The 21780-nt window shown below is 35.9% G+C and carries 26 protein-coding genes; 10 read left to right on the top strand and 16 right to left on the bottom strand.

What is annotated here, in order from left to right; all coding sequences use genetic code 11:
• Positions 1-322 precede the first annotated feature (322 nt).
• From J7J10_02705 to nadB, 4 genes are all read right to left on the bottom strand, one after another.
• Complete coding sequence (locus J7J10_02705; GenBank protein MCD6129843.1) at positions 323-1243, bottom strand: NAD(P)H-binding protein; 921 nt, start codon at positions 1241-1243, stop codon at positions 323-325.
• A gap of 64 nt (positions 1244-1307) precedes the next feature.
• Positions 1308-1577: an RNA-binding protein gene (locus tag J7J10_02700; protein MCD6129842.1), complete on the bottom strand. Its 270-nt coding sequence runs from the start codon at positions 1575-1577 to the stop codon at positions 1308-1310.
• A 269-nt stretch (positions 1578-1846) separates the two neighbouring features.
• Entirely contained in the window at positions 1847-3685 is a 1839-nt protein-coding gene (locus J7J10_02695; GenBank protein MCD6129841.1) for a cation:proton antiporter, read from the bottom strand.
• A 62-nt stretch (positions 3686-3747) separates the two neighbouring features.
• On the bottom strand, positions 3748-5289 hold the full coding sequence (gene nadB / locus J7J10_02690) for an L-aspartate oxidase (GenBank protein ID MCD6129840.1): 1542 nt from the start codon (positions 5287-5289) through the stop codon (positions 3748-3750).
• A 306-nt stretch (positions 5290-5595) separates the two neighbouring features.
• Between nadB and J7J10_02685 the strand changes: the two genes are divergently transcribed.
• From J7J10_02685 to J7J10_02670, 4 genes are read left to right on the top strand one after another with little or no spacing between them, the layout of a single operon-like run.
• Positions 5596-5901 (top strand): NifB/NifX family molybdenum-iron cluster-binding protein, encoded by a 306-nt coding sequence (locus J7J10_02685; protein MCD6129839.1) that lies wholly within the window; start codon positions 5596-5598, stop codon positions 5899-5901.
• On the top strand, positions 5898-6725 hold the full coding sequence (locus J7J10_02680; protein MCD6129838.1) for a 4Fe-4S dicluster domain-containing protein: 828 nt from the start codon (positions 5898-5900) through the stop codon (positions 6723-6725). Before J7J10_02685 ends, J7J10_02680 begins: the two co-directional genes overlap by 4 nt.
• Entirely contained in the window at positions 6722-7585 is an 864-nt protein-coding gene (locus J7J10_02675) for an ATP-binding protein (protein MCD6129837.1), read from the top strand. Before J7J10_02680 ends, J7J10_02675 begins: the two co-directional genes overlap by 4 nt.
• A gap of 22 nt (positions 7586-7607) precedes the next feature.
• Entirely contained in the window at positions 7608-8054 is a 447-nt protein-coding gene (locus J7J10_02670; GenBank protein MCD6129836.1) for a hypothetical protein, read from the top strand.
• Here J7J10_02670 and J7J10_02665 read toward each other — a convergent pair.
• From J7J10_02665 to xseB, 6 genes are read right to left on the bottom strand one after another with little or no spacing between them, the layout of a single operon-like run.
• Complete coding sequence (locus tag J7J10_02665) at positions 8031-8900, bottom strand: YegS/Rv2252/BmrU family lipid kinase (GenBank protein MCD6129835.1); 870 nt, start codon at positions 8898-8900, stop codon at positions 8031-8033. The two genes, J7J10_02670 and J7J10_02665, sit on opposite strands and share 24 nt — an antisense overlap.
• Entirely contained in the window at positions 8897-9697 is an 801-nt protein-coding gene (locus J7J10_02660) for an MBL fold metallo-hydrolase (GenBank protein ID MCD6129834.1), read from the bottom strand. Before J7J10_02660 ends, J7J10_02665 begins: the two co-directional genes overlap by 4 nt.
• A complete protein-coding gene (gene mtaB / locus J7J10_02655) occupies positions 9694-10974 on the bottom strand; it encodes a tRNA (N(6)-L-threonylcarbamoyladenosine(37)-C(2))-methylthiotransferase MtaB (GenBank protein MCD6129833.1) in 1281 nt (426 codons plus the stop codon). Before mtaB ends, J7J10_02660 begins: the two co-directional genes overlap by 4 nt.
• The gene (hisB, locus tag J7J10_02650) at positions 10971-11549 is read right to left on the bottom strand and encodes an imidazoleglycerol-phosphate dehydratase HisB (protein MCD6129832.1); all 579 of its coding nucleotides are present in this window, start codon (positions 11547-11549) and stop codon (positions 10971-10973) included. Before hisB ends, mtaB begins: the two co-directional genes overlap by 4 nt.
• Before the next feature lie 49 nt (positions 11550-11598).
• On the bottom strand, positions 11599-12462 hold the full coding sequence (locus J7J10_02645) for a polyprenyl synthetase family protein (protein ID MCD6129831.1): 864 nt from the start codon (positions 12460-12462) through the stop codon (positions 11599-11601).
• Entirely contained in the window at positions 12443-12661 is a 219-nt protein-coding gene (xseB, locus tag J7J10_02640) for an exodeoxyribonuclease VII small subunit (protein ID MCD6129830.1), read from the bottom strand. The genes J7J10_02645 and xseB overlap by 20 nt, the downstream gene beginning before the upstream one ends.
• Positions 12662-12913: 252 nt before the next feature.
• On the opposite strand from xseB, the gene J7J10_02635 reads away from it, so the two are divergent.
• The 6 genes from J7J10_02635 to J7J10_02610 are packed head-to-tail and all read left to right on the top strand — an operon-like array spanning position 12914 to position 17501.
• Positions 12914-14149, top strand: a complete 1236-nt coding sequence (locus J7J10_02635) for an HlyC/CorC family transporter (GenBank protein ID MCD6129829.1) — start codon at positions 12914-12916, stop codon at positions 14147-14149.
• A complete protein-coding gene (locus tag J7J10_02630) occupies positions 14146-14388 on the top strand; it encodes a hypothetical protein (GenBank protein ID MCD6129828.1) in 243 nt (80 codons plus the stop codon). Before J7J10_02635 ends, J7J10_02630 begins: the two co-directional genes overlap by 4 nt.
• On the top strand, positions 14385-15032 hold the full coding sequence (fsa, locus tag J7J10_02625; protein MCD6129827.1) for a fructose-6-phosphate aldolase: 648 nt from the start codon (positions 14385-14387) through the stop codon (positions 15030-15032). Before J7J10_02630 ends, fsa begins: the two co-directional genes overlap by 4 nt.
• Positions 15004-15615, top strand: a complete 612-nt coding sequence (gene rdgB, locus J7J10_02620; protein ID MCD6129826.1) for an RdgB/HAM1 family non-canonical purine NTP pyrophosphatase — start codon at positions 15004-15006, stop codon at positions 15613-15615. The genes fsa and rdgB overlap by 29 nt, the downstream gene beginning before the upstream one ends.
• Positions 15605-16105: a lipopolysaccharide transport periplasmic protein LptA gene (lptA, locus tag J7J10_02615; protein MCD6129825.1), complete on the top strand. Its 501-nt coding sequence runs from the start codon at positions 15605-15607 to the stop codon at positions 16103-16105. The genes rdgB and lptA overlap by 11 nt, the downstream gene beginning before the upstream one ends.
• Positions 16098-17501: a glutamate--tRNA ligase gene (locus J7J10_02610; GenBank protein ID MCD6129824.1), complete on the top strand. Its 1404-nt coding sequence runs from the start codon at positions 16098-16100 to the stop codon at positions 17499-17501. The genes lptA and J7J10_02610 overlap by 8 nt, the downstream gene beginning before the upstream one ends.
• On the opposite strand, the gene speE is transcribed toward J7J10_02610, so the two are convergent.
• The 6 genes from speE to J7J10_02580 all read right to left on the bottom strand — a co-directional run bounded on the left by speE (position 17491) and on the right by J7J10_02580 (position 21580).
• Positions 17491-18327 (bottom strand): polyamine aminopropyltransferase, encoded by an 837-nt coding sequence (gene speE / locus J7J10_02605; GenBank protein ID MCD6129823.1) that lies wholly within the window; start codon positions 18325-18327, stop codon positions 17491-17493. The genes J7J10_02610 and speE overlap by 11 nt on opposite strands.
• Before the next feature lie 70 nt (positions 18328-18397).
• Positions 18398-18976 (bottom strand): 2-oxoacid:acceptor oxidoreductase family protein, encoded by a 579-nt coding sequence (locus J7J10_02600; GenBank protein MCD6129822.1) that lies wholly within the window; start codon positions 18974-18976, stop codon positions 18398-18400.
• Positions 18977-18993: 17 nt separating this feature from the next.
• Positions 18994-19947, bottom strand: a complete 954-nt coding sequence (locus tag J7J10_02595) for a 2-oxoglutarate ferredoxin oxidoreductase subunit beta (protein MCD6129821.1) — start codon at positions 19945-19947, stop codon at positions 18994-18996.
• Positions 19947-21143, bottom strand: coding sequence for a 2-oxoacid:acceptor oxidoreductase subunit alpha (locus tag J7J10_02590; GenBank protein MCD6129820.1), 1197 nt, complete (start codon positions 21141-21143; stop codon positions 19947-19949). Before J7J10_02590 ends, J7J10_02595 begins: the two co-directional genes overlap by 1 nt.
• 10 nt (positions 21144-21153) lie before the next feature.
• On the bottom strand, positions 21154-21426 hold the full coding sequence (locus J7J10_02585) for a 4Fe-4S binding protein (protein MCD6129819.1): 273 nt from the start codon (positions 21424-21426) through the stop codon (positions 21154-21156).
• On the bottom strand, positions 21419-21580 hold the full coding sequence (locus tag J7J10_02580; protein MCD6129818.1) for a hypothetical protein: 162 nt from the start codon (positions 21578-21580) through the stop codon (positions 21419-21421). The genes J7J10_02585 and J7J10_02580 overlap by 8 nt, the downstream gene beginning before the upstream one ends.
• Positions 21581-21780 lie beyond the last annotated feature (200 nt).

The following is a 21780-nucleotide window of genomic DNA, read 5'->3' as shown; positions in this document are numbered from 1 at the left end:
AGAGCCGCTGGATATTTCTTCTTAGTTGGAGCTGTATTCGACACATAGCCCTGATTTGGTCGCCCGATTTCCCTTAGAATTTTTGCGACCAAAGACTTTGTCTTTCGCCGTAAAATTTTATCTCCATTAAAATTTTATGACACAAATCGCAGATTTGGTTGTAAGAATTCCCTTAGAATTTTTATGACACAAATCAAAGATTTGGTCGTAAAAACTGGAGGTTTTTATGACACAAATCGCGGCTTGCCGCGGGACATTAACCCTACTATATGTAATAAAAACATTAGTTGATTTTTGTCTCACTGGAACCAGCTGCAGATGGTTATAAATTTTTAAAATAATATCGGTTTAATTCTGAGATATATCTTGTTCCTATTTTTTTAGCATTTTTCTCTAACCATTGGCTTATATAAGTCTTTCCAATAAAAGGATTTTTAGAAACATAGACATTTGACATCAACCCTCTCATCTCATTTCTATTTATGGTTACATCTTTAAGTATATAACCCAATATTTTGCCGATAAAGAGAGTGATTTCGGGTGGAAGGTGTATAATCTTTGCTCTGCTGTTAACCTTTTCTACAATAAGATGAACTAATTGGTTGTAGGTGAAAATCTCAGGACCGGCTATATCTACTATGATATTTTCTTCTCTGTGGCCCAACTTTACCGCTATTTCAGCCACATCTCCTACAAATATAGGTTGAATTAGATATTTTCCTGAACCGAATACGGCAAATAATGGAAATTTTCTAAGAAAATAAGCAATATTATTGATGGGAATACTTTCCAAACCAAAAATAATAGTAGGTCTAATGATCGCATAGGATAATTTTGAATTTATAATGAATTCTTCTGCTCGTGCTTTTCCTCTAAAATAGGGAAGTGGTGATGTTTCACGGGGATTGGAAACACTAATATGAACAATTCTTTTAACGCCTGCCTCTTTTGCTGCTAAAACAAGCTTTTTAGTATTTTCAACGGCTTTATCAATGCTGCTTTTATGGTATGAAAAATGAATCCAATAGGTATTATATAAGGTATTTACTCCTTCTAATGTTTTCTTTAATTTATCTAAATTATCAAAGTTGTAAGGAAAAACTATTATCCTTTTTTCGAATGGGTTGCGATGTGGATGTCCAGTTAAGGTTTGAATCCTTTCTCCTGTTGAAAGTAACAATTCTGTAATATATTTTCCAGTATAACTGAACGCTCCTGTTACCACATTTAACTTATCGTCCATTTATAAATTGCTGAGTGGAGCAGCTGGTATATTAAACTACCAGCAAACCTGAACTTTTGTTATTTTAGTATCTCTGATAACTTCCTCTGCTAGATCTTTCCCTTGGTGGGCGAGCTTCATCAATCCTTAAGGTGCGCCCACTAAACTCAGTACCATTTAGTGCTTCTTTTGCTTTTTCGGCTTCCTCTGGACTCGACATTTCAACGAAACCAAAACCTTTACCTTCAATTACATTAACCTGTTTAACTTCGCCATGAGAGGCGAATAATTCTTTTAACTGCTCATTATCTACGGAATAAGTAAGATTTCCTACATAGAGCTTACTGCCTTGCATCTTTTCCTCCTTTTTTTGCTTCTCTCTTTCTAATAATGGTTTCTTTAGAGAGACACATGGGAAAAGCAAGATAGCAACTCTAATCCCTTCAATGAAAACACTATCATAAAAAAGAAAACCTCATTAAAAAACTTTTCAAGAAGACTTGTCGGTTGAAACAACCATCTTCTTTAACATTTACCAGCTGCTCCACATCTAAAATTTATACAGTATTTTGTATCTAAGTCAAGTGTTTTTATTTATTACTAACAATAGCAAATAATCATGATTCAGATATCCGTCCTTTGTAAAGCTTTTTCATCTTTTTCATCAGCGACAAATATCACAATATCCCCTTTCTTCAATATCATCTTTTCATGAGGATAAAGCCATTGCTCTCCCCTTTTTATTAAGATGATTTTCATTACTTCAGAGAGGTGTGATTCTTCAATTGATTTATTGTCAAGTTTATTTATAGTCTTTTCTTGAATGATATTTTCTCCCTCGGCAAGAGGTCCCAATACAGAGGGATAACTAACAGCTTTTTCTATGCTTCTTAACAGCTGTTCTGTATATATGAGGGGAGTAATATTCTTTTCCTCGAATTTATTTCTGTTTTTTGGATTATTATCTCTGGCAAATATTTTATGCACATTGTATTTTTCCCTCAGCATTAAGGCAATATCCAGATTTACTTGATCATCATTCGTTAAAAGAAGCAATACATCATCGCTTCGAGGGCTTATTCTCTTCATTAAAGCTTCATCTTTAACATCACCACAATATACCTTGCCTACTGTTGCCTCATCTAATTCCTTACATCTTTCTCTATCCTTTTCAATGATAATTACTTCTTTTTGCATCTTTTTAAATCTTTTCGCAACATCGTTCCCAACAATACCCCCTCCTGCTATAATTATTCTTGCAAGATGAGGCACAAATTTTTTCTTTTGAAGAATATTGAATAAAGAAGGAGAAAAAATACATGATAGAACGGCAAAAATAATTATTGCTGAGTGCATGCTTTCATCAATTATACCCAAATTCAATCCAATAATAGAAACGGCAATAATCAAGCACAGCCTGCTGCTTAAAAGCAAACCTGCGGATAGTGTTTCTTTGAAAGAAAATCGTATAAGCAGCGGCGAGGTTGCTATGAGTTTGATCAAAAAACCACCGAAAAGAATACTCATTATCAACAAAATATCCTTATCCAATGAAGCAGTGTGCACCGTTAAAGTTGCTCCTTGATAAATGAAGAAAAGTGGGATAAAAAAACCATATCCAAAGGCATCTAATTTCATGCGCATAATATCTGCTTCTTTTTTAGAGAGTTCTGAAACAGTTGCTCCTGCTAAAAACGCACCCAAAATGGCTTCTATACCAAACAGCTCTGCTAAAAAAAGAAAGATAAAAAGCAATGCAAGTGCCGCCCTTACGCCTATCTGCACCGTGGGACGATATTTTAAAATAGAAAAGATTTCCATTGTCCATCTATGTTTGGAAAAACTGGTTATTATTTTACTTGCCAATATTGCTATTACGAATAGAAGAAAGATTACAACAAAGCTGACAATGCCCGTTTTTCCCTCCTTAAAAAGCGCAAATAGTGTAACAAGGAAAAGAGTAGAAAAATCAGCAACAATAGCACAAATCAAGATTGTTTGTTTATAAATCCCCTTGATGTCCGGCCGTGATTTAAGCAAAGGATATACGATGGCAACGGAAGAGGTAGATAAAATCAATGCCAGGTAAAAAGGACTTTTGGCACAAGAAAATAGATTTATAAAAACTATAGAAAGGGGATAGGCTACAAGGAGGGTGAGAAAAAAGGTTAAAATTGCCAAAACGAGCGGTGAATAGATGAAATTTTTTCTTCTTATACTCCCCATCGCTTTTATATCTATTTCCAAGCCGCTAAGGAACATAAGATAAACAAGACCAAACATAGAAAGGAAACTCACTATCCTGTCTTCCTCAATCAGTCCAAAACCACTCTTTCCTATAATGAGTCCTGCAATAATCTCTATCGCTACAGCAGGAATAAGACATTTGAACAGCTTTGCAGAAATGATAGGAAGTAAAAAACTCAATATTACAATAATGGCAACATTAGTATAACCATTCATTGCATTAAATTATAATATGGTTTGACCATTGGCAAGTGTTTATATTCTAAAGTTATTTAAGATTAATTTTCGCCGATAAATTCTTTTAGTTGTTCATAAGAAAGTGAGATGTGTTTTTTGTCATTAAGGTGAGGTGTGTCTATACAATAGTGCGCTCCCACACTACTTTTTCTCTTTAATGCCGATGTGGCAATAAGTAGCCCGATAAGAACCATGTTCCTTAATTCTATGCTTTGACGTGAATTTCTTATATCTTTTACATCTTTCCATAAGTTTTTTGCATACTCCAAAAATTCTTCCAGTCCTTTCATGGTTCTTATGGGACCCATTTTTTCATCTATTGCAAGTTGAAATTCATGGGTTGTTTGTTCTATATTTTGTAGTGTATTTCCTTCAGGTAAAGGATATTGAATATTGGAAATAAACTTATCTTTATAAGAAATGGCGGCTAAACCCGCCCTTCTTCCAAAAACCAATCCTTCTAAAATAGAATTGGAAGCTAACCTATTTGCTCCATGCACCCCGGTGCAGGCTGCCTCACCACATGCAAAAAGACCATTGATGTTTGTTTTTCCTTCCATATCTGTTTTTATACCTCCCATGGTATAATGAGCGGCAGGAGCAACGGGAACAGGTTTTTTAGTTATGTCTATTCCATAATTTAGACAGGTTTCATAAATGGTGGGAAAACGTTTCTTTACAAAATCTTTATACAGATGCCTCATATCAAGATATACATGTTTTGTGCTCCTTCTTTGCATTTCAAAAATAATTGAGCGGGCAACAATGTCTCGAGGAGCGAGTTCTTTAAGTTCATGATACCTATACATAAATGGTTCTCCTGAATCATTTATGAGTATCCCCCCCTCCCCTCTCATCGACTCAGAGAGCAAAAATGCAGGCACGCCTTTTATGTGTAAACAGGTGGGATGGAACTGAACAAATTCCATATCCTCCACAATAGCGCCTGCAAGAAACGCTGCTCCAATACCATCTCCTGTAGTCACATCAGGATTTGTGGTGTGTTTATATACTGCTCCATAACCGCCAGTAGCAACAATTATTCTACGGGCAGGTATATCCTCAAATTTATTATCTTTTAATATTCTTATGCCTACTGCTGTATTTTTTTCACATAAAATACTTGCTAAGCTGCAATAACCATGTATTTTAATCGGTAGTTCTTTAACCATTTCAATGAGTGTTCTTTCTACTTCGTGTCCTGTCGCATCTCCTAAGGCATGCACAATCCTATTGATGGAATGAGCAGCTTCACGAGTAAAATCTAACGAACCATCCGGCCTTCTATCAAATTTTGCTCCCCAGTCTATAAGCCCTCTTACTCTTTCCGGTCCTTCATCTACCAGGATACGCACCGCTTCTTCATTGCATAATCCTGCACCAGCCTTTATTGTATCTTGAAAATGAGACTCTTTACTGTCATTTTCTCTTAAGACAACGGCGATACCGCCCTGTGCTTTGTCAGTGTTGGACATATCTATACTTTCTTTCGTATAGATATCTACTTCCTTTCCTTCTAAGGCTATTTCAATAGCGGCGCGCAATCCTGCTACACCACTGCCTATAACCACAAAATCTTTCATTTTATAATAAAGTAGCAAGATGATGGTGGTTTAGGAGGAGCCTTGTGACCGCAAGAAGAAAGCCCCGCAGTTACAAGCAATATTGCTAAAATCATTAGAGCATATTTCATAACAGGAATTGTAGTAAAAATTAAAAGTAAAAGCAATACTTGTAGTAGACAGAAATAATAACTATAATGCAGCAGGGAAGATCTTAGGAGGTTCTTATGATAAAAATCAAAGATTTTTACCGTAAAAATTTTGGAGGAGAATTTTTATGACAATTCTGCGATTTGCCGTAAAAAACCCTCTAAAGGAGGTTTTTTTATGAAAATTCTTATACCAACAACGAAAAACGATCTAAACGGAGAGGTAGATTTGCGTTTTGCCCGTGCACCATATTTTATTATCTATGACACGGAGAAAAAAACAACGGAAATAAAGGAAAATACCTACAAGGATAGTGCAAGAGCAGTAGGCACAATGGTTGCTCAATATATAATAAATGAAGGGATAAAAATCGTCGTTGCCAATGATATGGGACCAAATGCAAAAATGGCATTAACTGAAGCAAAGATAGAGATTAAAAAGATTTCCGGAAACGTTAAAGAAGCCCTGTCTCAGTTTAAATGATCATAACTGTTGCCAGTGGAAAAGGGGGCACAGGAAAAACAACTGTTGCCTCTTCTCTTTCTCTTCTTATACCACATTCTGTATATGTAGATACAGATGTAGAGGAACCAAACGGACACTTATTTCTTCACCCAGAGATAGAAGAAACAAAAGAATGTTTATTCCCTGTTCCCTTAATAAATGAAAATATATGCACATTTTGTGGCTTATGTGCGAGACACTGTGCTTTTCATGCTCTAACAATATTAAAAGAACAAAAAAAAGTGCTGTATTTCCCGCAGTTGTGTCACAATTGTGGAACATGCAGTTATGTATGTCCTGTAGAAGGAGCGTTAAGAGAGGTTTTTAAGAAAAAGGGTATTATAAGAAAAGGAAAAGCATCTTTTAAAGGAAATGAAATAGATTTTATAGATGGCATAATGAATATTGGTGAGCCCTCCCCTACTCCCATCATTAAACAGATAAAAAAACTTATCAAAAAAGATAAGATTGCTATTGTGGATGCACCGCCGGGAACAGGTTGTCCCATGGTGGAATCAATAGAGATGGCAGACTTTGTGGTTTTGGTTACAGAACCCACCCCATTTGGCATAAACGATCTAAAACTGGCAATAGAGGTAGTAAAGCACCTAAAAAAGGATTTTGGAATAATAATAAACAAAGATAGAGGAGAAACAGTTCAGGAATTTTCTTCCTTACCTATTCTTCTAAAAATTCCCTTTAAGAGACAATTTGCTTATCTCTATTCGCAGGGCAAGGTATTAATTGAAGACAAAGAAGGAGAGGGATTGTTTCTATCCTTAAAGAAGAGATTGGGGATATGAAAGAAATTGTAATTATCAGTGGAAAAGGGGGCACAGGAAAAACAACTATTGCTAGTTGTTTGTCATGCGCAATACCAAGCAAAATTATTGTGGATGCAGATGTAGATGCGGCGGATATGTTTATACTTTTAAGTCCCAGGATTTTACAGCAGGAAGAATTCATAGGTGCACAGTCAGCAATTATAGATGAAGAAAAATGTACAGGTTGTGGATTATGTGAAAAATATTGCCGATTTGATGCTATTTATAAAAGAGAAGATAAGTATTTTATTAATCCTATGAAATGTGAAGGATGCACTTTGTGCACCTTAGTATGTCCAGAAAAAGCGATTACTATTGTAGATGAAATTATAGGTGAATGGTTTGTTTCCAATACGAAACATGGAAAGATGGTTCATGCAAGACTTAATCCTGGTGCTGAGAACTCCGGAAATCTGGTAGCGAAGATAAAGAAAAAAACACATGCTATTGCTGAAGAGGAAAATATACCATATATATTAGTGGATGGTCCTCCAGGCATCGGCTGTCCGGTCATTTCTGCTCTTTCTGGAGCGCAGATAGCAATAGTTGTAACTGAACCTACAATATCGGGTGTTCACGACTTGAAAAGGGTTTGTCAACTATCCGACAACTTTGGCACGAAGACAAGCGTTATCATCAATAAATGTGATATAAATAAGGAAACAAGCGAAAAGATAAAAAGTTGGTGCAAACAAAACAAAATAGAGGTATTAGCAGAGATTCCATTTACAAAATGTATAGATGAGGCTTTAATGAACAAAAAAATTGCATACGATGTTTGTCCCTCCATAAAGGAAATTATAGACAGAATATGGGAAAAGATAGATGCTACTTTTTAGAAAAATTATAATTATATCTCTAATGTTGATAGTGTCTGTTGGTATAGTAAGCTGCAGGTATAAATATGTTACTTTGCAAGAAATAAACTTCTCTCAAATTCAAAAGGATAAATATAGAATTTCTATACTCTCAGACCCCGAATTGGAAATGTGGGGAATGGGGGAAAACAATGCCATTTTATTGGATAAGATAGATGATGACTATACACTTTCATTCTATATGGCAAGGGCTGAAAGAACAAAGATTATTACGGATGAACCGGCAAAATTCATAAAAACTGTGGACAAACCCTCTTCTATTTATGTAATAAAGGATAACTCGGGTAATACTCGTGGTTATCTCTTTATACAGAGTATGCTGCATCTTATGGCGTTTGAAACTAAAAAGGAAATTTTGATCGTGGTTAAAAATCCATTCAAACTTGGAGAAACTGATGCCGATGAATTATTGAGGGACGATAACGGATAATAAATCCTTTTCTATTTCTATGGTTAAGGGCGTGAAACCAAAGAAATCTCCATCTATATGAACTGATATACCAGGTGTAAAGATTTCCATCTTTTCAAAACTTTGATGTTTTACGGATTTTAACTTTAAGTGAAAGCCTAACACTATAAGCAAAGCATGAAATAGAACTTCACGGCCCATTCCCTTTCCACAAAACATACACACATCAAGTTTTTCTTTAAGAACACTGGCGTTGGGTGTAACACTAAAGCCGCCCCCATACCTTCTTGCATTTCCTATTATAAGCGTAAAACACCTTTCTTTTTCTCCGTCTATTTTTACATCTATTTGTTTTCCACGGTATTTGAGCATATGAAATAGTCCTGAAGAGATGTAAGAGAGTTTCCCCCACCATTTTTTAAACTTATTGCTTACAGTTTTTATAGTCATAGCATCAAAACCTACGCCGCACATAACCAAAAAATGCCTGTTTCCATTTATTACTCCCGTGTATATTTTCTTTTTTAAACCTTTTTCTATCAACAGGCTTGCCTTTAAAGCATTTCTGGGTATTCCCATCTCTTGTGCGAAGACATCCGTTGTTCCTGCGGGTAAAACTGCCAGTGCAGTGTTGGTGTGAATTAATCCTTCCGCTACATCAGTGACTATTCCATCACCACCATGAGCAGCCACAACATCAAAACCATCTCTTGCTAAAGAGCGTGCCAATATCTCTGCATCACCCCTTTTTTTGATAAATGCAACTCTTATATGATGTCCCTTCCTTCTAAAGTAAGAAGCAATAGCGTGAACCTGTTTTGGATTAAATCTACGAGCTTTTGGGTTTATCAGAATTCCTATTTTCATTGTCCCACTTCTTTATCTAAATCAAAAACCATATTATCCCATGCTGCTAAAACTTTTGTATTAAATTGTTTTGAAATTCTCTCCGCCCACTCCCATGGTTTTGCTCGTAAAAGTGTCATGCCAAAGTGATTGAGAATCAATATTTTCGGTTTATATACAGAGAGATATTTCTCCACATCATGAATGCATAGATGATAAAAGCCCTGTCTTGGCTCTTTAAAAACAGTATTCATAATGACCACATCACCCTGAAAGATCTGGGGTAATTCGTCAAACCATAATGTATCTGTAATATAGGATATGGTATATCTTTCGCTTTCTATTATAACACCAAATGTCTGGGGAGGATGAATAAATTTAAGAGGAGTATATAGAGAAATGTCATCTATTTTGTATTTTCCTCCTTGTTTTAACCTTATTATGTTTTCTACAGTATTTTTGCAGTATTCTAAGATTACAGAGTCTTCATCTATAGCATCCGGAGGTGCGAAAACTATACCTTTCTTTCTTCTGGCTCCTTCTGTCATCGCTACAATGATACTATTTATATCCGCACAGTGGTCCAGGTGTCTGTGTGAAATGAAAATAGCCTTTAATTTTCTTATGCTTATACCCATATTCGCTGCTTTTACCAAAGCTCCCGGTCCGGGGTCAATAACGAATATCTTGCCATCCAATTGAAACCATAGGCCGCCTGAGGCTCTCACCTGTGAAAAGACAACAATTCTTCCTCCACCGGTACCAAGAAACACAATTTTGTCTCGTTTATCATCAAAGGGCTTACGCTTTTTCCTCATAATTCTGCAAATGTAAAATTTCTGTTTACATGAACAATTCTTGCCCATAATCTTTCATGGGGAGGAACAGATGAAGGAATAAGAACAACTACATATTCTTTAGAAACACCTTTTCTATAAGCTTTTCCGTCTATTACAACCTCTGTGGGTTCTGTAATTATCTCTACTTTTTTTCCCTCCAGGCTCTTTCGGAATGCGTAATTTTTTAAAGCAATTATCCTTCGTATGATCTTGCTTCTGTTCTTCGCTATCTTTCCATTTATCTCTCCTTTGATTGATGCTGCTGGTGTTTTCTCCCTTTTTGAATAAACAAAAACATGCGCATATTGAAGAGGTAAACTTTTAATAAATGCTCTTGTTTCCTCAAAGTCTTCATCTGTTTCCGTAGGAAATCCTACGATAATATCTGTGCCCAATACAAATCCCAATTTACTCAATTTCCAAACAATATTGCAATAATCTTCTTTTTCATAGGGTCTATTCATAAATTTCAAGATTTTATTACTACCGCTCTGTAAAGGAATATGCAGATGTTTAACCACCTTTTTACTTTGTTTTAAAACATCTATTAACGAATCATTCATATATACCGGCTCAATAGAACTTATGCGAATTCTAAACTCACCATCCATTTGCTCGATAAGCTGGAGGAGTTTTTTAAAACCAAAACGGTAGCTGCCGATATTTGTGCCCGTAAGTACAATTTCTTTATGACCCGATTTTATTAAACAGTTGATTTCTTTTAGGACATTTTCTATACTTTTGCTTCTTTCTTTTCCTCTTACCGTGGGAAGAATGCAGAATGTACAGTGGAAATTGCAGCCCTCTTCTACTTTGCAAAATGCACGGGCTCTATTGCCGAATCGACAGAGGACAGATTCATCCACATAAGACTTAGAATAATCATCGGCAAATATACCACTTTCACCGTTTAAAGCCCTTAAGATAAAATCTGGCATTTCATGTTTGTAAGAATGCCCTAAAATAAAATGGACACCTATTTTTTCTAACATCTCTCTTTCTGTTTGCATATAACAAGGACAACCACAAACTATAACCTTTGCCTGTTTGTTATTTTGGAATGCTTTTTTGGCAAATAGTCTTGTCTCATAAGCCGCTCGTGAGGTTACACAGCAGCCATTGATCACATACACATCTGCCTTTTCCTTAAATGAGGTAGAATGAAGACCTCTTTCCTCACATCTGCTCCTCATACACATTGTTTCATACTGGTTTACCTTACATCCTAAAGTCGTGAAGGCTACCTTTATTTTCAGAGCACGCCCTTTGTGGAGGGAATAGTGTCACCCTCTATTCTTACCGCTTGCTTTAAAGTTAAGGAAAATGCTTTAAATACAGATTCAATGATATGATGAGCATTCTTTCCATGTAAACCATCTATATAAAGATTAATCAATGCGTTGTATGAAAAAGCACGAAAAAATTCCTCTATTACTTCTATATCCATATTCCCTAATTTTCCGCTTACACTCAAATTATAATAAAAGTACGGTCTTCCTCCGATATCTATACTGCATAGTGTCAATGCATCATCCATAGGAACGACAGAAGATGCAAACCTCTTTATCCCTCTCTTTTCACCTAATGCTTTTAAAAAAGTTTCCCCAAAAACGATACCTATATCCTCTACAATGTGGTGAAAATCTACTTCTACATCACCTTTTGCCTGAACTTCTATATCAAAGTTGCTATGTTTGGCTACGGTTTCCAACATATGATTAAAAAAACCTACAGGTGTAGAAATCTCTGCCTTTCCTCTTCCATCTATACATAGGTTTATCTCCACTTCCGTTTCCTCTGTTTTTCTGGAAATTCTCGCCTCTCTTTTCATAAAAATTCTCCTTCAGAATTTTTACGGTAAAAATCTTTGATTTTTATCATTAGCTACTCCTTTCTACGATCAAATCAGCTATATCTAAAAGCTCACTTGCTTTTTCCCCCCATATTGTCAGCTGTTCTTGTCCTTCTTCCACCAGTTTTTTAGCAATTTGCTTCGAATTCTCTATACCGTAGACTTTAGGGTAAGTCAAAGTATTTTCTTCTTCTCCTACATCTAATACATCATCCATGATTTGAAAGGCAAGGCCAATTTTTTCTCCGTAAGTCTTGAGTTTATGAAGCTCATCGCTATTGCAATTACCTAATATTCCGCCAATTGTTGGGCATATAGCAATAAGTTTTTGTGTCTTGTGGGTATGGATAAAATTGACCATCTCTTTTTCATCTTCCATTTTTATCTTCTTTTTAGCAACAAGGATATCTGCTGCCTGTCCGCCTACCATTCCCCATGGACCTGAAGCATGACTTATTTCCCTTATTATCTTCAGTACATTCTCTTTACTTGTAACTCGTAAGCCTTTATCAACTATTATTTCATAAGCAAAAGTGCCTAATCCGTCGCCAGCTAAAATGGCTAATTCTTCTCCAAACACCTTGTGGTTGGATGGTTTCCCTCGTCTATAATCATCGTTGTCCATGGATGGTAGGTCATCATGAATGAGAGAGTAAGCATGGATTAGTTCTATAGATGCAGCAAAAGGTAATCCAATTTCATAATTGGAAAAAAGTTTCACCGTAGAGAGGATAAGGGCTGCTCTTATTTTTTTCCCCTCCGTAAAAACTGTATATTTCATTGCTTCATTAAATAGAGGAGGATAAAAAACATTTTCCCGAAAGATTTCTTCTAAATATTTGTTTGCCTTATTCTTGTATTTACTGAGAAAATCAAGGTTTAAATTCTTCAAGATTAATTTTTCCTTCCTTTTGAACGATGAGTTTTATCTTGTTTTCCACTTCTGTAAGTTTTTTTTGACAAAAAGCAGAGAGCTTCATTCCTTCTTCAAACAAGCTTAAGGTTTCGTCTAAAGATGTGTCTCCTTTTTCTAATATTCCCGCTATTTCTTCCAACCTCTTCAGTGCCTCTTCGAAACCAATTTCTCCCATAAATAAACCTCTTTAAAATCAGTTTACTCTCAATTATTTTCATAGTAGATTATATTACAATATTATAATAAAGGCAACAGGCAGGTAGGTAGGTTGTATATTCAGGGCACAGGAATTGAAATAAAAAACCCCGCCGCAAGCAGCGGGGTATCACCGAATGTCATTCCGCCCCCGCATCGGTGTGCGGGGTATTAACCCTGCTATGCGTAATAAATCTTTGACTTCCTGTTTTAAAATTGCTATTTTTAAATTGTGGATGTCATTTTAATTCTTATCATCATTTGCTGTGTTTTTATAGAAGCTATTTCATCTGGAACAGAAATAGGTATTATTTCTGCCAATTCATTAAAGTTAAATATCCTTTCTCGGAAAGGGGTCAAGGGTACTCAGCTTATAAAAAACTACCTTAAAAACCCCGCTAAACTCCTTTCCACTACCCTTTCTATAACAGACCTTAGCGTTGTTACTTCAACCAGTATAGCCACATACCTCATGACAAAATATTTAGGTGAGGGACAGGGATTGTATTCTATACTCATCATTTCCCCTATTATTTTGCTGTGTGGGGAATTGATACCCAAGAGTTTATTTAGAAAATTTCCCGTTTCTTTGTCTGTGAAGAGTGTATATTTTTTGCATATTGCGGGAAAAATCCTTTCGCCGCTCATCTTCTGTGTATCTGTAATTGCCAATACACTTTTGAAACTTATACCGGCAAGGTTTTTCAAGAGGCACAAAGTATCTCGAAGAGATTTCAAAACATTGTTGAACAGTAAATATATCAAAGATGAAATAAGCCTTGAAGAACACAAATTTTTAAAGCATATATTCGAATTTGGGGAAGAATATACCAGAGAAATAATGGTGCCTTTGGTTAAGGTAAAGCTGGCAAAGGAAACCTCAACTATTGAAGAGATGATAGAACTGGTGAAAGAAACAGGATTTACTCGTTTTCCTGTATATAGAGAAAGAATAGACAATATTGTAGGTATAGTGAATATTTATGATCTAATCCATGCAGTAGATGAAAAAGAAAAGATCAAGAAGTTCGTTCAACCTGCTCAGTTCTTCTCCGAATATATGCGGGTAGATGATTTGTTTTATAAGATGAAAAAAGATGGTATTTTTATGTCGGTGATTGTAGATGAATATGGAGGAATAATAGGCATGGCTACTGTTGAAGACTGCGTGGAAGAGATTATGGGTGAAATTGAAGATGAATACGATAAATCGAATTTGTACTTCCACATCCAGGGAAAAGATAAGTATATAATTGACGCAGATGCAGAAATAGATAGAATTAACGAGGATTTAAAACTAAATATAAAAAAAGAAGAAGATTATGAAACCATAGGAGGCTTTGTAATAAAAAGGCTGGGTTATATTCCCCGAAAAGGTGAAATACTGTCTGCAGACAGATGCAATTTTACTGTCTTAGATACAGACGGACGGAAAATAAAAAAGATCTTATTAAAAAAAATACAATGATAGCAAAAATTTTGTTTGTTCTGTTTTTGATGGTTCTACTTATAATAGTGTCAAAACAGTTAAGATTTACTCCTAAAAAAGGGAATCATGTGGAGAAGTTGGTGCAATGTGCCAACTGTAAAACCTATATTTCTGGGTCTCGAGCTATAAAGAGATATCGTTCTAATGAAACCATCTATTTCTGTTCAAAGAAATGTGAAAGGGAGTATAAACAAAAGCGCAAGGAGGAAAAGAAATGAAATTCTTCATAGATACGGCAAACATAGAGAAAATAAGGGAATATGCGGAGTTGGGAATTGTAGATGGAGTGACTACAAATCCTTCATTGGTAGCCAAAGAAGGAAAGAATTTTGAAGAAGTAATCAAAGAAATATCTTCTATTGTAAAAGGTCCGATTAGTGCAGAGGTGCTCTCTTTGAATACGGAAGGAATGATAGAAGAGGCAAAAAAACTGGCGAATATCGCTCCTAATATAGCGATAAAGATACCCATGACCAAAGAAGGAATAAAAGCCACTTATATACTTTCTCAGAAGGGAATAAATATAAATGTAACTTTGGTTTTTTCGCCTTCGCAGGCCTTGCTTGCAGCAAAGGTTGGTGCCAAGTTCGTGAGTCCATTTATAGGAAGACTGGATGATATCAGTCATATTGGAATGGATGTTGTAAGCTCAATAAGGACAATTTTTGACAACTATGGTTTTCAAACAGAAATTATCGTTGCCAGCATTAGGCATCCACGACACATAGTAGAGGCGGCAGAATTAGGAGCAGATATCGCTACTATTCCTCCTGCGGTTTTAGAGAAAATCTTTCATCATCCTTTAACAGACATTGGCATTGAAAGATTCCTGGATGACTGGAAAAAAGCATTTGAAAAATAAAAAGATATTTTTGGCTACAAAAAACAGGCATAAAATAGAAGAGTTAAAGGCCGTGCTCTCTCGATTTGGATGGCAAACAATAGATGCATCATCTTTGCCTTATGAGGTAGAGGAAAATGGTAAAACATTTTGCGAGAACGCAATATTCAAGGCAAAGTTTTATGCGGATAAATACAATATGACAGTACTTTCGGATGATTCGGGGTTAATGGTAGACGCCTTGAATGGAAGACCGGGCATCCTTTCATCGAGATATGCAGGTAATGATAAGAAAAATAGAGAAACACTTCTGAAAGAAATGGAGTATTTGAAAAATCTAAACGAAAGGAAAGCGCATTTTGTGTGTTGTGTTGCTATTGTTACTAAAAAGGGGAAAATTTACAGCATAGAAGAGATATGTGATGGATACATTGCATTTAAAGAAAGAGGGAACGGAGGATTTGGATATGATCCTATATTTATGCCAGAGGGCTGGAACAAAACATTTGCCGAAATACCTAAGATTAAAGAAGAAATCAGCCATCGGGCAAAAGCAATGAAAAAAGCAATAAATCTTTTGAAAAGGATAGAAAATGAAATTTAAGCTTATCGTCATTTTCATATTGTTATTTTTGTCAGTAGCAGGTGCTGAAAATCTAAAGGAAAAGCTTGAAACGAATAAAATACCCATTCACATTACATCTAACAAACTTATCGCTTATAGCAACGAAGGGAAATATATCTTCACGGGTGATGTAACGGTTATAAGAGGAGAATTAACAATCAATGCGGATAAGATGGATGTTTACAAAAGCAAAAAAACAGAAGATATAGAAAAAATTGTATGTACAGGTGATGTTGTTATAAGAAAACCCGGTGAGGTGGCAAAAGGTGATACGGCTACTTATATTGACGAAGAACAAAAAATCATTTTAGAAGGAAATGCTTCTGCCAAACAAAAAGGTCCTGATTTGCGAGAGCTGCATGGTGAAAAAATTATCATTTTTTTGAACAAGGATTACACCATAGTGGAAGGCGGAAAGAAAAAGGTAAGGGTAATTATCTATCCCAAAGAGGAGAAAAAAAGTGATTAAAACAAGATTCGCCCCCAGCCCCACTGGTAATTTACATATTGGAAGTCTACGCACAGCTTTGTTTAATTTTCTGCTTGCCAAACACGAAGAGGGAAGCTTTCTTTTGAGAATAGAGGACACAGATAGAATTCGCTCGAAAAAAGAATTTACAGAAGATATCATAGAATCCTTAAAATGGGCAGGACTAGAACCTGATGAGATGCCTGTTTTTCAATCACAGAGATTAAATATATATAAAAGTTATGCGGAAAAATTATTGAAACAAGATAAAGCTTATAGGTGTTATTGCACCAAAGAAAGATTAAATAAGATGAAAGAAGAACAAAAAAAGAAGGGAGAAAGGCCACATTATGACGGTCATTGCAGAAATATAAAACAAATTTTAGACAAACCTTTTGTAATAAGGATAAAGTTGCCTCAAGAAGATATAGTGTTTGAAGATTTATTGAGAGGTGAAATTAGCTTTAGATATTCTGAATTTGATGATTTTATCATCATGAAATCGGATGGTTCTTCCATGTATAACTTTGCCAATGTAATAGATGACTCTGAGATGGGAATAACACATGTTATAAGAGGAGATGATCATTTAACCAACACAGCCAGGCAAATTGTTCTGTATAGATTACTCAATCTTAAAGTACCTCAATTTATACATATACCGCTTATTATGGGAGAAGATAAAACCAGGCTTTCCAAAAGACACGGAGCAAAGTCTGTTTTAGAATACAGGGACGAAGGATATGTGAAAGAGGCATTGATAAACTATCTATCACGCCTTGGATGGTCATATGGAGACAAAGAAATATTTTCCTTAAAAGAACTTGTAAAATATTTTGATATTAAACATCTACATCTATCTTCTGCCATATTCAATCCAGGAAAACTTCTGTGGTTAAATGAATATTATTTGAGGACATTACCTTCAGAAGAAATATATGCCTACAGTAAACCCTTTATAGAAAGATTATTTTTAAAAGAAAACATTAAACAAGAATTCAGTGAAGTATATGTAAAAAAGGCGATGGATACGGTGCGTATAAGAACTCAAACCTTAAAAACGCTGGCGCATGATATGTTGTTTTATTTTAAGCCACCGCAGGATTATGAAGAAAAAGGTGTTAGAAAATATTGCAAAAGAGAAATTCTAAATATTTTGCAAGAATTGTACCAAGACCTCAAAGATTTAGAAAATTTTAATATTGAAGGCATAAAAGATGTATTTGATGAAATTACAAAAAAGTATGATTTAAAACTCATAAAAATTGCTCAACCCGTAAGAATCGCTCTAACCGGAAAGACAATAAGTCCCGGCGTGCTTGAGATGCTGGAGATATTGGGTAAAGATATGTCTTTACCCCGTATAAAAAGATTGATAGATTATATTAAAGCTTAGAACGAACAAAATTAGGAAGAGCAAAACAGGCTTTATGAATTTCTTTATTGTAATACTTTAAATCAAGTCCCATTTGTTTGAATCTTTCATTTCTGTTATCTTCAGGGTCATATATTTTAGAAGCAATGGTAAAACTCCACATACCACTGGGATAAGTGGGAACAAAGCATAGATAGGTTTTTACAATAGGAAATACCTTTTTCAGGTTTTCTACAGCAGTAGAGGTCCAGTTCATATCAAAAAATGGCGATTCAGATTGGGTAGAAACAAATCCATCCTCTTTTAATATATTGTAAATACCTCCATAAAAATCTTCTTCAAACAAACATTCTGCAGGACCTACAGGATCTGTAGAATCCACAATCACAACATCATATCTTTGATTTGTTTTTTTTACAAATTCACTTCCATCGCCTATTTTTACATTCACTCTGTTATCTTTATAACCACTGGACAGCGCAGGGAAAAACTCTTTTGCTATACGAATAACCTCTTTATCCAATTCTACTTGATCTATCCGTTTAAGGCAGGCATGTTTAACGAGTTCTCTAATTACTCCTCCATCACCTCCTCCTATGAGTAAAACATCTTCCGGATGAGGATGAGAGAATAGTGGCACATGAGCAATCATTTCATGATAGACAAACTCGTCTCTTTCTGTAAACATTATCAAACCGTCCAGTAAAAGTACACGCCCATACTCTGGCGTATCTAAAACATCTATCCGCTGAAACCTACTCTTTCCAGTATATAAAACGGTATTTACTTTAAAAGTAATCCCTGTAAAATCTGTGTGTTTTTCTGTAAACCAAATCTCTGGTTCCATATTTAAAACAAAAAGCGGCTTATGAGTCACCAAAACGGCTCATAAGCCGCTCATCAAACTAATACATCATTTATGTTTTCTTTGTTGGTCCTTCCTTTTTGAATTTCTCGCCAACCTCCAGACCTAAGTCATAAGCCTTCATATTCATATCTAAAAATGCTGGGGGAACAGTATCTTTTATCGCTTCTCTTACCGCCTCTTTATCCAAAACATGGGTTAATCCAACACATACCCCTACAGCCAGTACATTCATCGTAACTACATTGCCTATCTCATGTTTTGCTGTATATATCAGAGGATATTCATAAATCTTGTATTTCTTTCTGTCTTCGTCAGGTATGTTTTTCACTAAGGCAGGATCGGAAAGTATTATTGCACCCTCTTTTAAATCTGCTTTATAAGCATCGTAAACCGATTGATGGGTAGTCATAAAAAAATCCACCTTTGTGGTTTCTGAAAATGTAATGGGTTCATCACAGATGATTATATCTGCTTTTGCTTTTCCTCCACGCACCTGGGAAGTATAGGTGGGCACTTGTGTAGCATAATAATCTGTATGGAAAACAGCGGCATGAGCTATAATAGTTCCTGCTGTTAGCGAGCCCTGTCCTCCCACTCCTCCAAATCTCAACTCATAACGATATCCCATTTTTTACCTCTTTTTTATTATAATTTTTTCCATTTTTTCAGTGGAATTTCTAAATCATAAGGATAAAGTCCTTTTAATTCCTCTCTTGTTATAGTATATTTGTCCTCTTCTTTCAGTCTTCCTGTTGTATATTTTGCCCAATATTCGTCACTAGCTTGAGCTGTCTTTACCAACCAACCATAATAGGAATCTGTCAACTCCGTCTTTTTCTCATCTTTATGAATAACACCTGTTATATGTTTACCCTCCAATTCCTCTGGACTCATCTTTTCCGCTTTTTCTTTAGGAATACACAGACTCTTCATGTAGTTCATTAGTTTTACAGGATCGCCGAATTTGTTTCTTCTTCCGAAGTTAATAGGACAAGGACAAAGAATATCAATAATACTGAAACCGCGATGCGCCAAGCCTTCTTTAATGTATCTCTTCATACGCAACTCATCCCCTGCAAAACCTCTGGCAACGAATGTCGCTCCCGCCCCAATTGCTGCTGAAGCCGCATCTATTGGTGGTTCGTAACTACCTCTGGGAGCAGTAGATTCCTTTACATGTAAAGGTGTAGTGCAGGAATGCTGACCACCGGTCATACCATAATTCCAGTTATCAATAAAAACCACTGTAATATCTATATTTCTTCTACAAGCATGTAAAAAGTGATTACCGCCAATATGAGCTATATCACCATCCCCGCCAAAGACAAACACATGTTTATCTGGATGAGACATTTTCACTCCTACTGCAGTAGGAAGAGCTCTTCCATGTAAGGTGTGTAAGGTATGAAAATCTACATATCCTGTAACACGAGACGCACAACCAATACCCGAGACCATGGCACAGTCGTTTTTATCCCAACCTAACTCATCTATTGCTTCTATATAAGCCTTTAGCACAATTCCATCTCCGCATCCCGGGCACCAGTATAGAGGCAACTTTTCCATTCTTAAATAGTTTGCGTAATTTACAGTAGCCATTATTCACCCCCTCCGAATTTCTTTAGTTCTTCCTCAGTCATACAGATTTCAACACTTTTCTCAGGATTTTTAATCTTTTCAAATATTTGAGCAGGTCTTATCGGTATTCCTGCTGCCTGAAGAACACCATATACCGGTATCTTTTCCGCAATTAGCCTTTGAACCTCTAAAATATACTGACCCAAATTCATCTCTACTACAATTATGTTTTTCACTTTTCCCCTTAAATCTCTAATCTGTTTTTCTGCAAGAGGCCAGATAGTTAGCGGTCTAAACATGCCTACTTTAATACCTGCTTTCCTTGCTTCATCAACAGCAACACGAGCCGCCTCCGCCACAGAACCATAAGCAATAATGCATGTTTCTGCATCATCCATCTTATAATATTCAAATTTCTCTATCTCATCTATATGATTCATGATTTTATTTACCAACCGTTTTTCCTGGTGTTGTATAAAAGAAGGAACAACCGTGGGGAAACCTGTTCTATCATGATTTAAACTGGATATATGGTAGCGATAACTTGGTCCTTCTTTTGGCCACCATTGAGCAAGAGGTGGTATTTCATAATTGTAGTCAAAGGGATAATATTCTTCCGGCGGCACAGTAGGTTTTGCTCTTTCTACAATTTCTACCTCTTCTGGATCAGGCAAATAAACCTTTGCATGTAGATGAGAAAGCAAGCCGTCTGTAAGTATATAAACGGGCTGTCTAAATTTCTCTGCTAAGTTAAATGCCCTTATCGTTTCAAATACAACTTCTTGAGCGTTACAGGCTGAAATGGCAATTATAGGATGATCACCATGTGTTCCCCATTTTGCCTGCATAATATCTGCCTGAGATGGTCGGGTAGGAAGACCGGTACTTGGCCCGCCTCTCATAACATCCACTATAACTATTGGTAATTCCATTATACAAGCTTCACCTATTGCTTCTTGTTTTAAAGATAGACCCGGCCCACTGGTACAGGTCATAGGCTTTGCACCAGAAGCAGCAGCTCCAACACAAGCATTTATACTGGCAATTTCATCCTCCAACATGATAAACGGAACACCCCTTTCCGGCATTATCTTGGAAAGAGTTTCTGGAACTTCTGAAGACGGAGTTATTGGATAACCAGCATAAAAATTACAACCTGCAATAATTGCTGCTTCTGCAGCCGCGGCATTAGCATTTATAAATGCAATTCTTCCCATTTATTCCTCCTTATTTACTTTTCGTAACTGCTTTTCCCTGGCTATCTGTAAATGTTATCTCTACTTTTCTCTCTACAACATCTATGGCAAAATCAGGACAGATTATCTCACACATTTTACAACGATTACAATCCTCTGGTCTTACAACCTTTGCCATCGTTCCCATCCATACATCTAATGCTTCTACCATTTCTAAAACATTCTTAGGACATACCTCTACACACAACCCACATGCTTTACACAAACTCTCGTTGATTATAACAGGTAATCGTTCTTCAGCCATTTATCACTCCTTTATCTAAAAATTTAAATAGACGAAATGTTGCAAAATTCGTCCACTCTGTATCTACCAGCATCCTTTGCGCCCCGTCATACTGTTGTTTTCCAAGTTTTGCAAAATACTCCGTTGCTTCTTTCATTATCTCCTGTCTATACACAACATACCTCCTTTTAAAAATCGTATTTTTATATTTCTTAGTATAGAAATACAGTTTATTTTTGTCAAGCAAAGTTTCGTTAAAACGAAATTTTGCTTGCAACTACCAAAGGCAGTTGTCAAGGAAATGTTTTTTAAAAAACATTTGCTTGCAAAAATTAGATATTTTTGTCAAGACAAAGTTTTGTTAAAAACAGGCTC

This window comes from Deltaproteobacteria bacterium (assembly GCA_021159305.1).
GTDB lineage: Bacteria > Campylobacterota_A > Desulfurellia > JAGGSF01 > JAGGSF01 > JAGGSF01.
The sequence above is the reverse complement of the archived record's forward strand: the minus strand, read 5'-3'. Positions and strand labels throughout refer to the sequence as shown.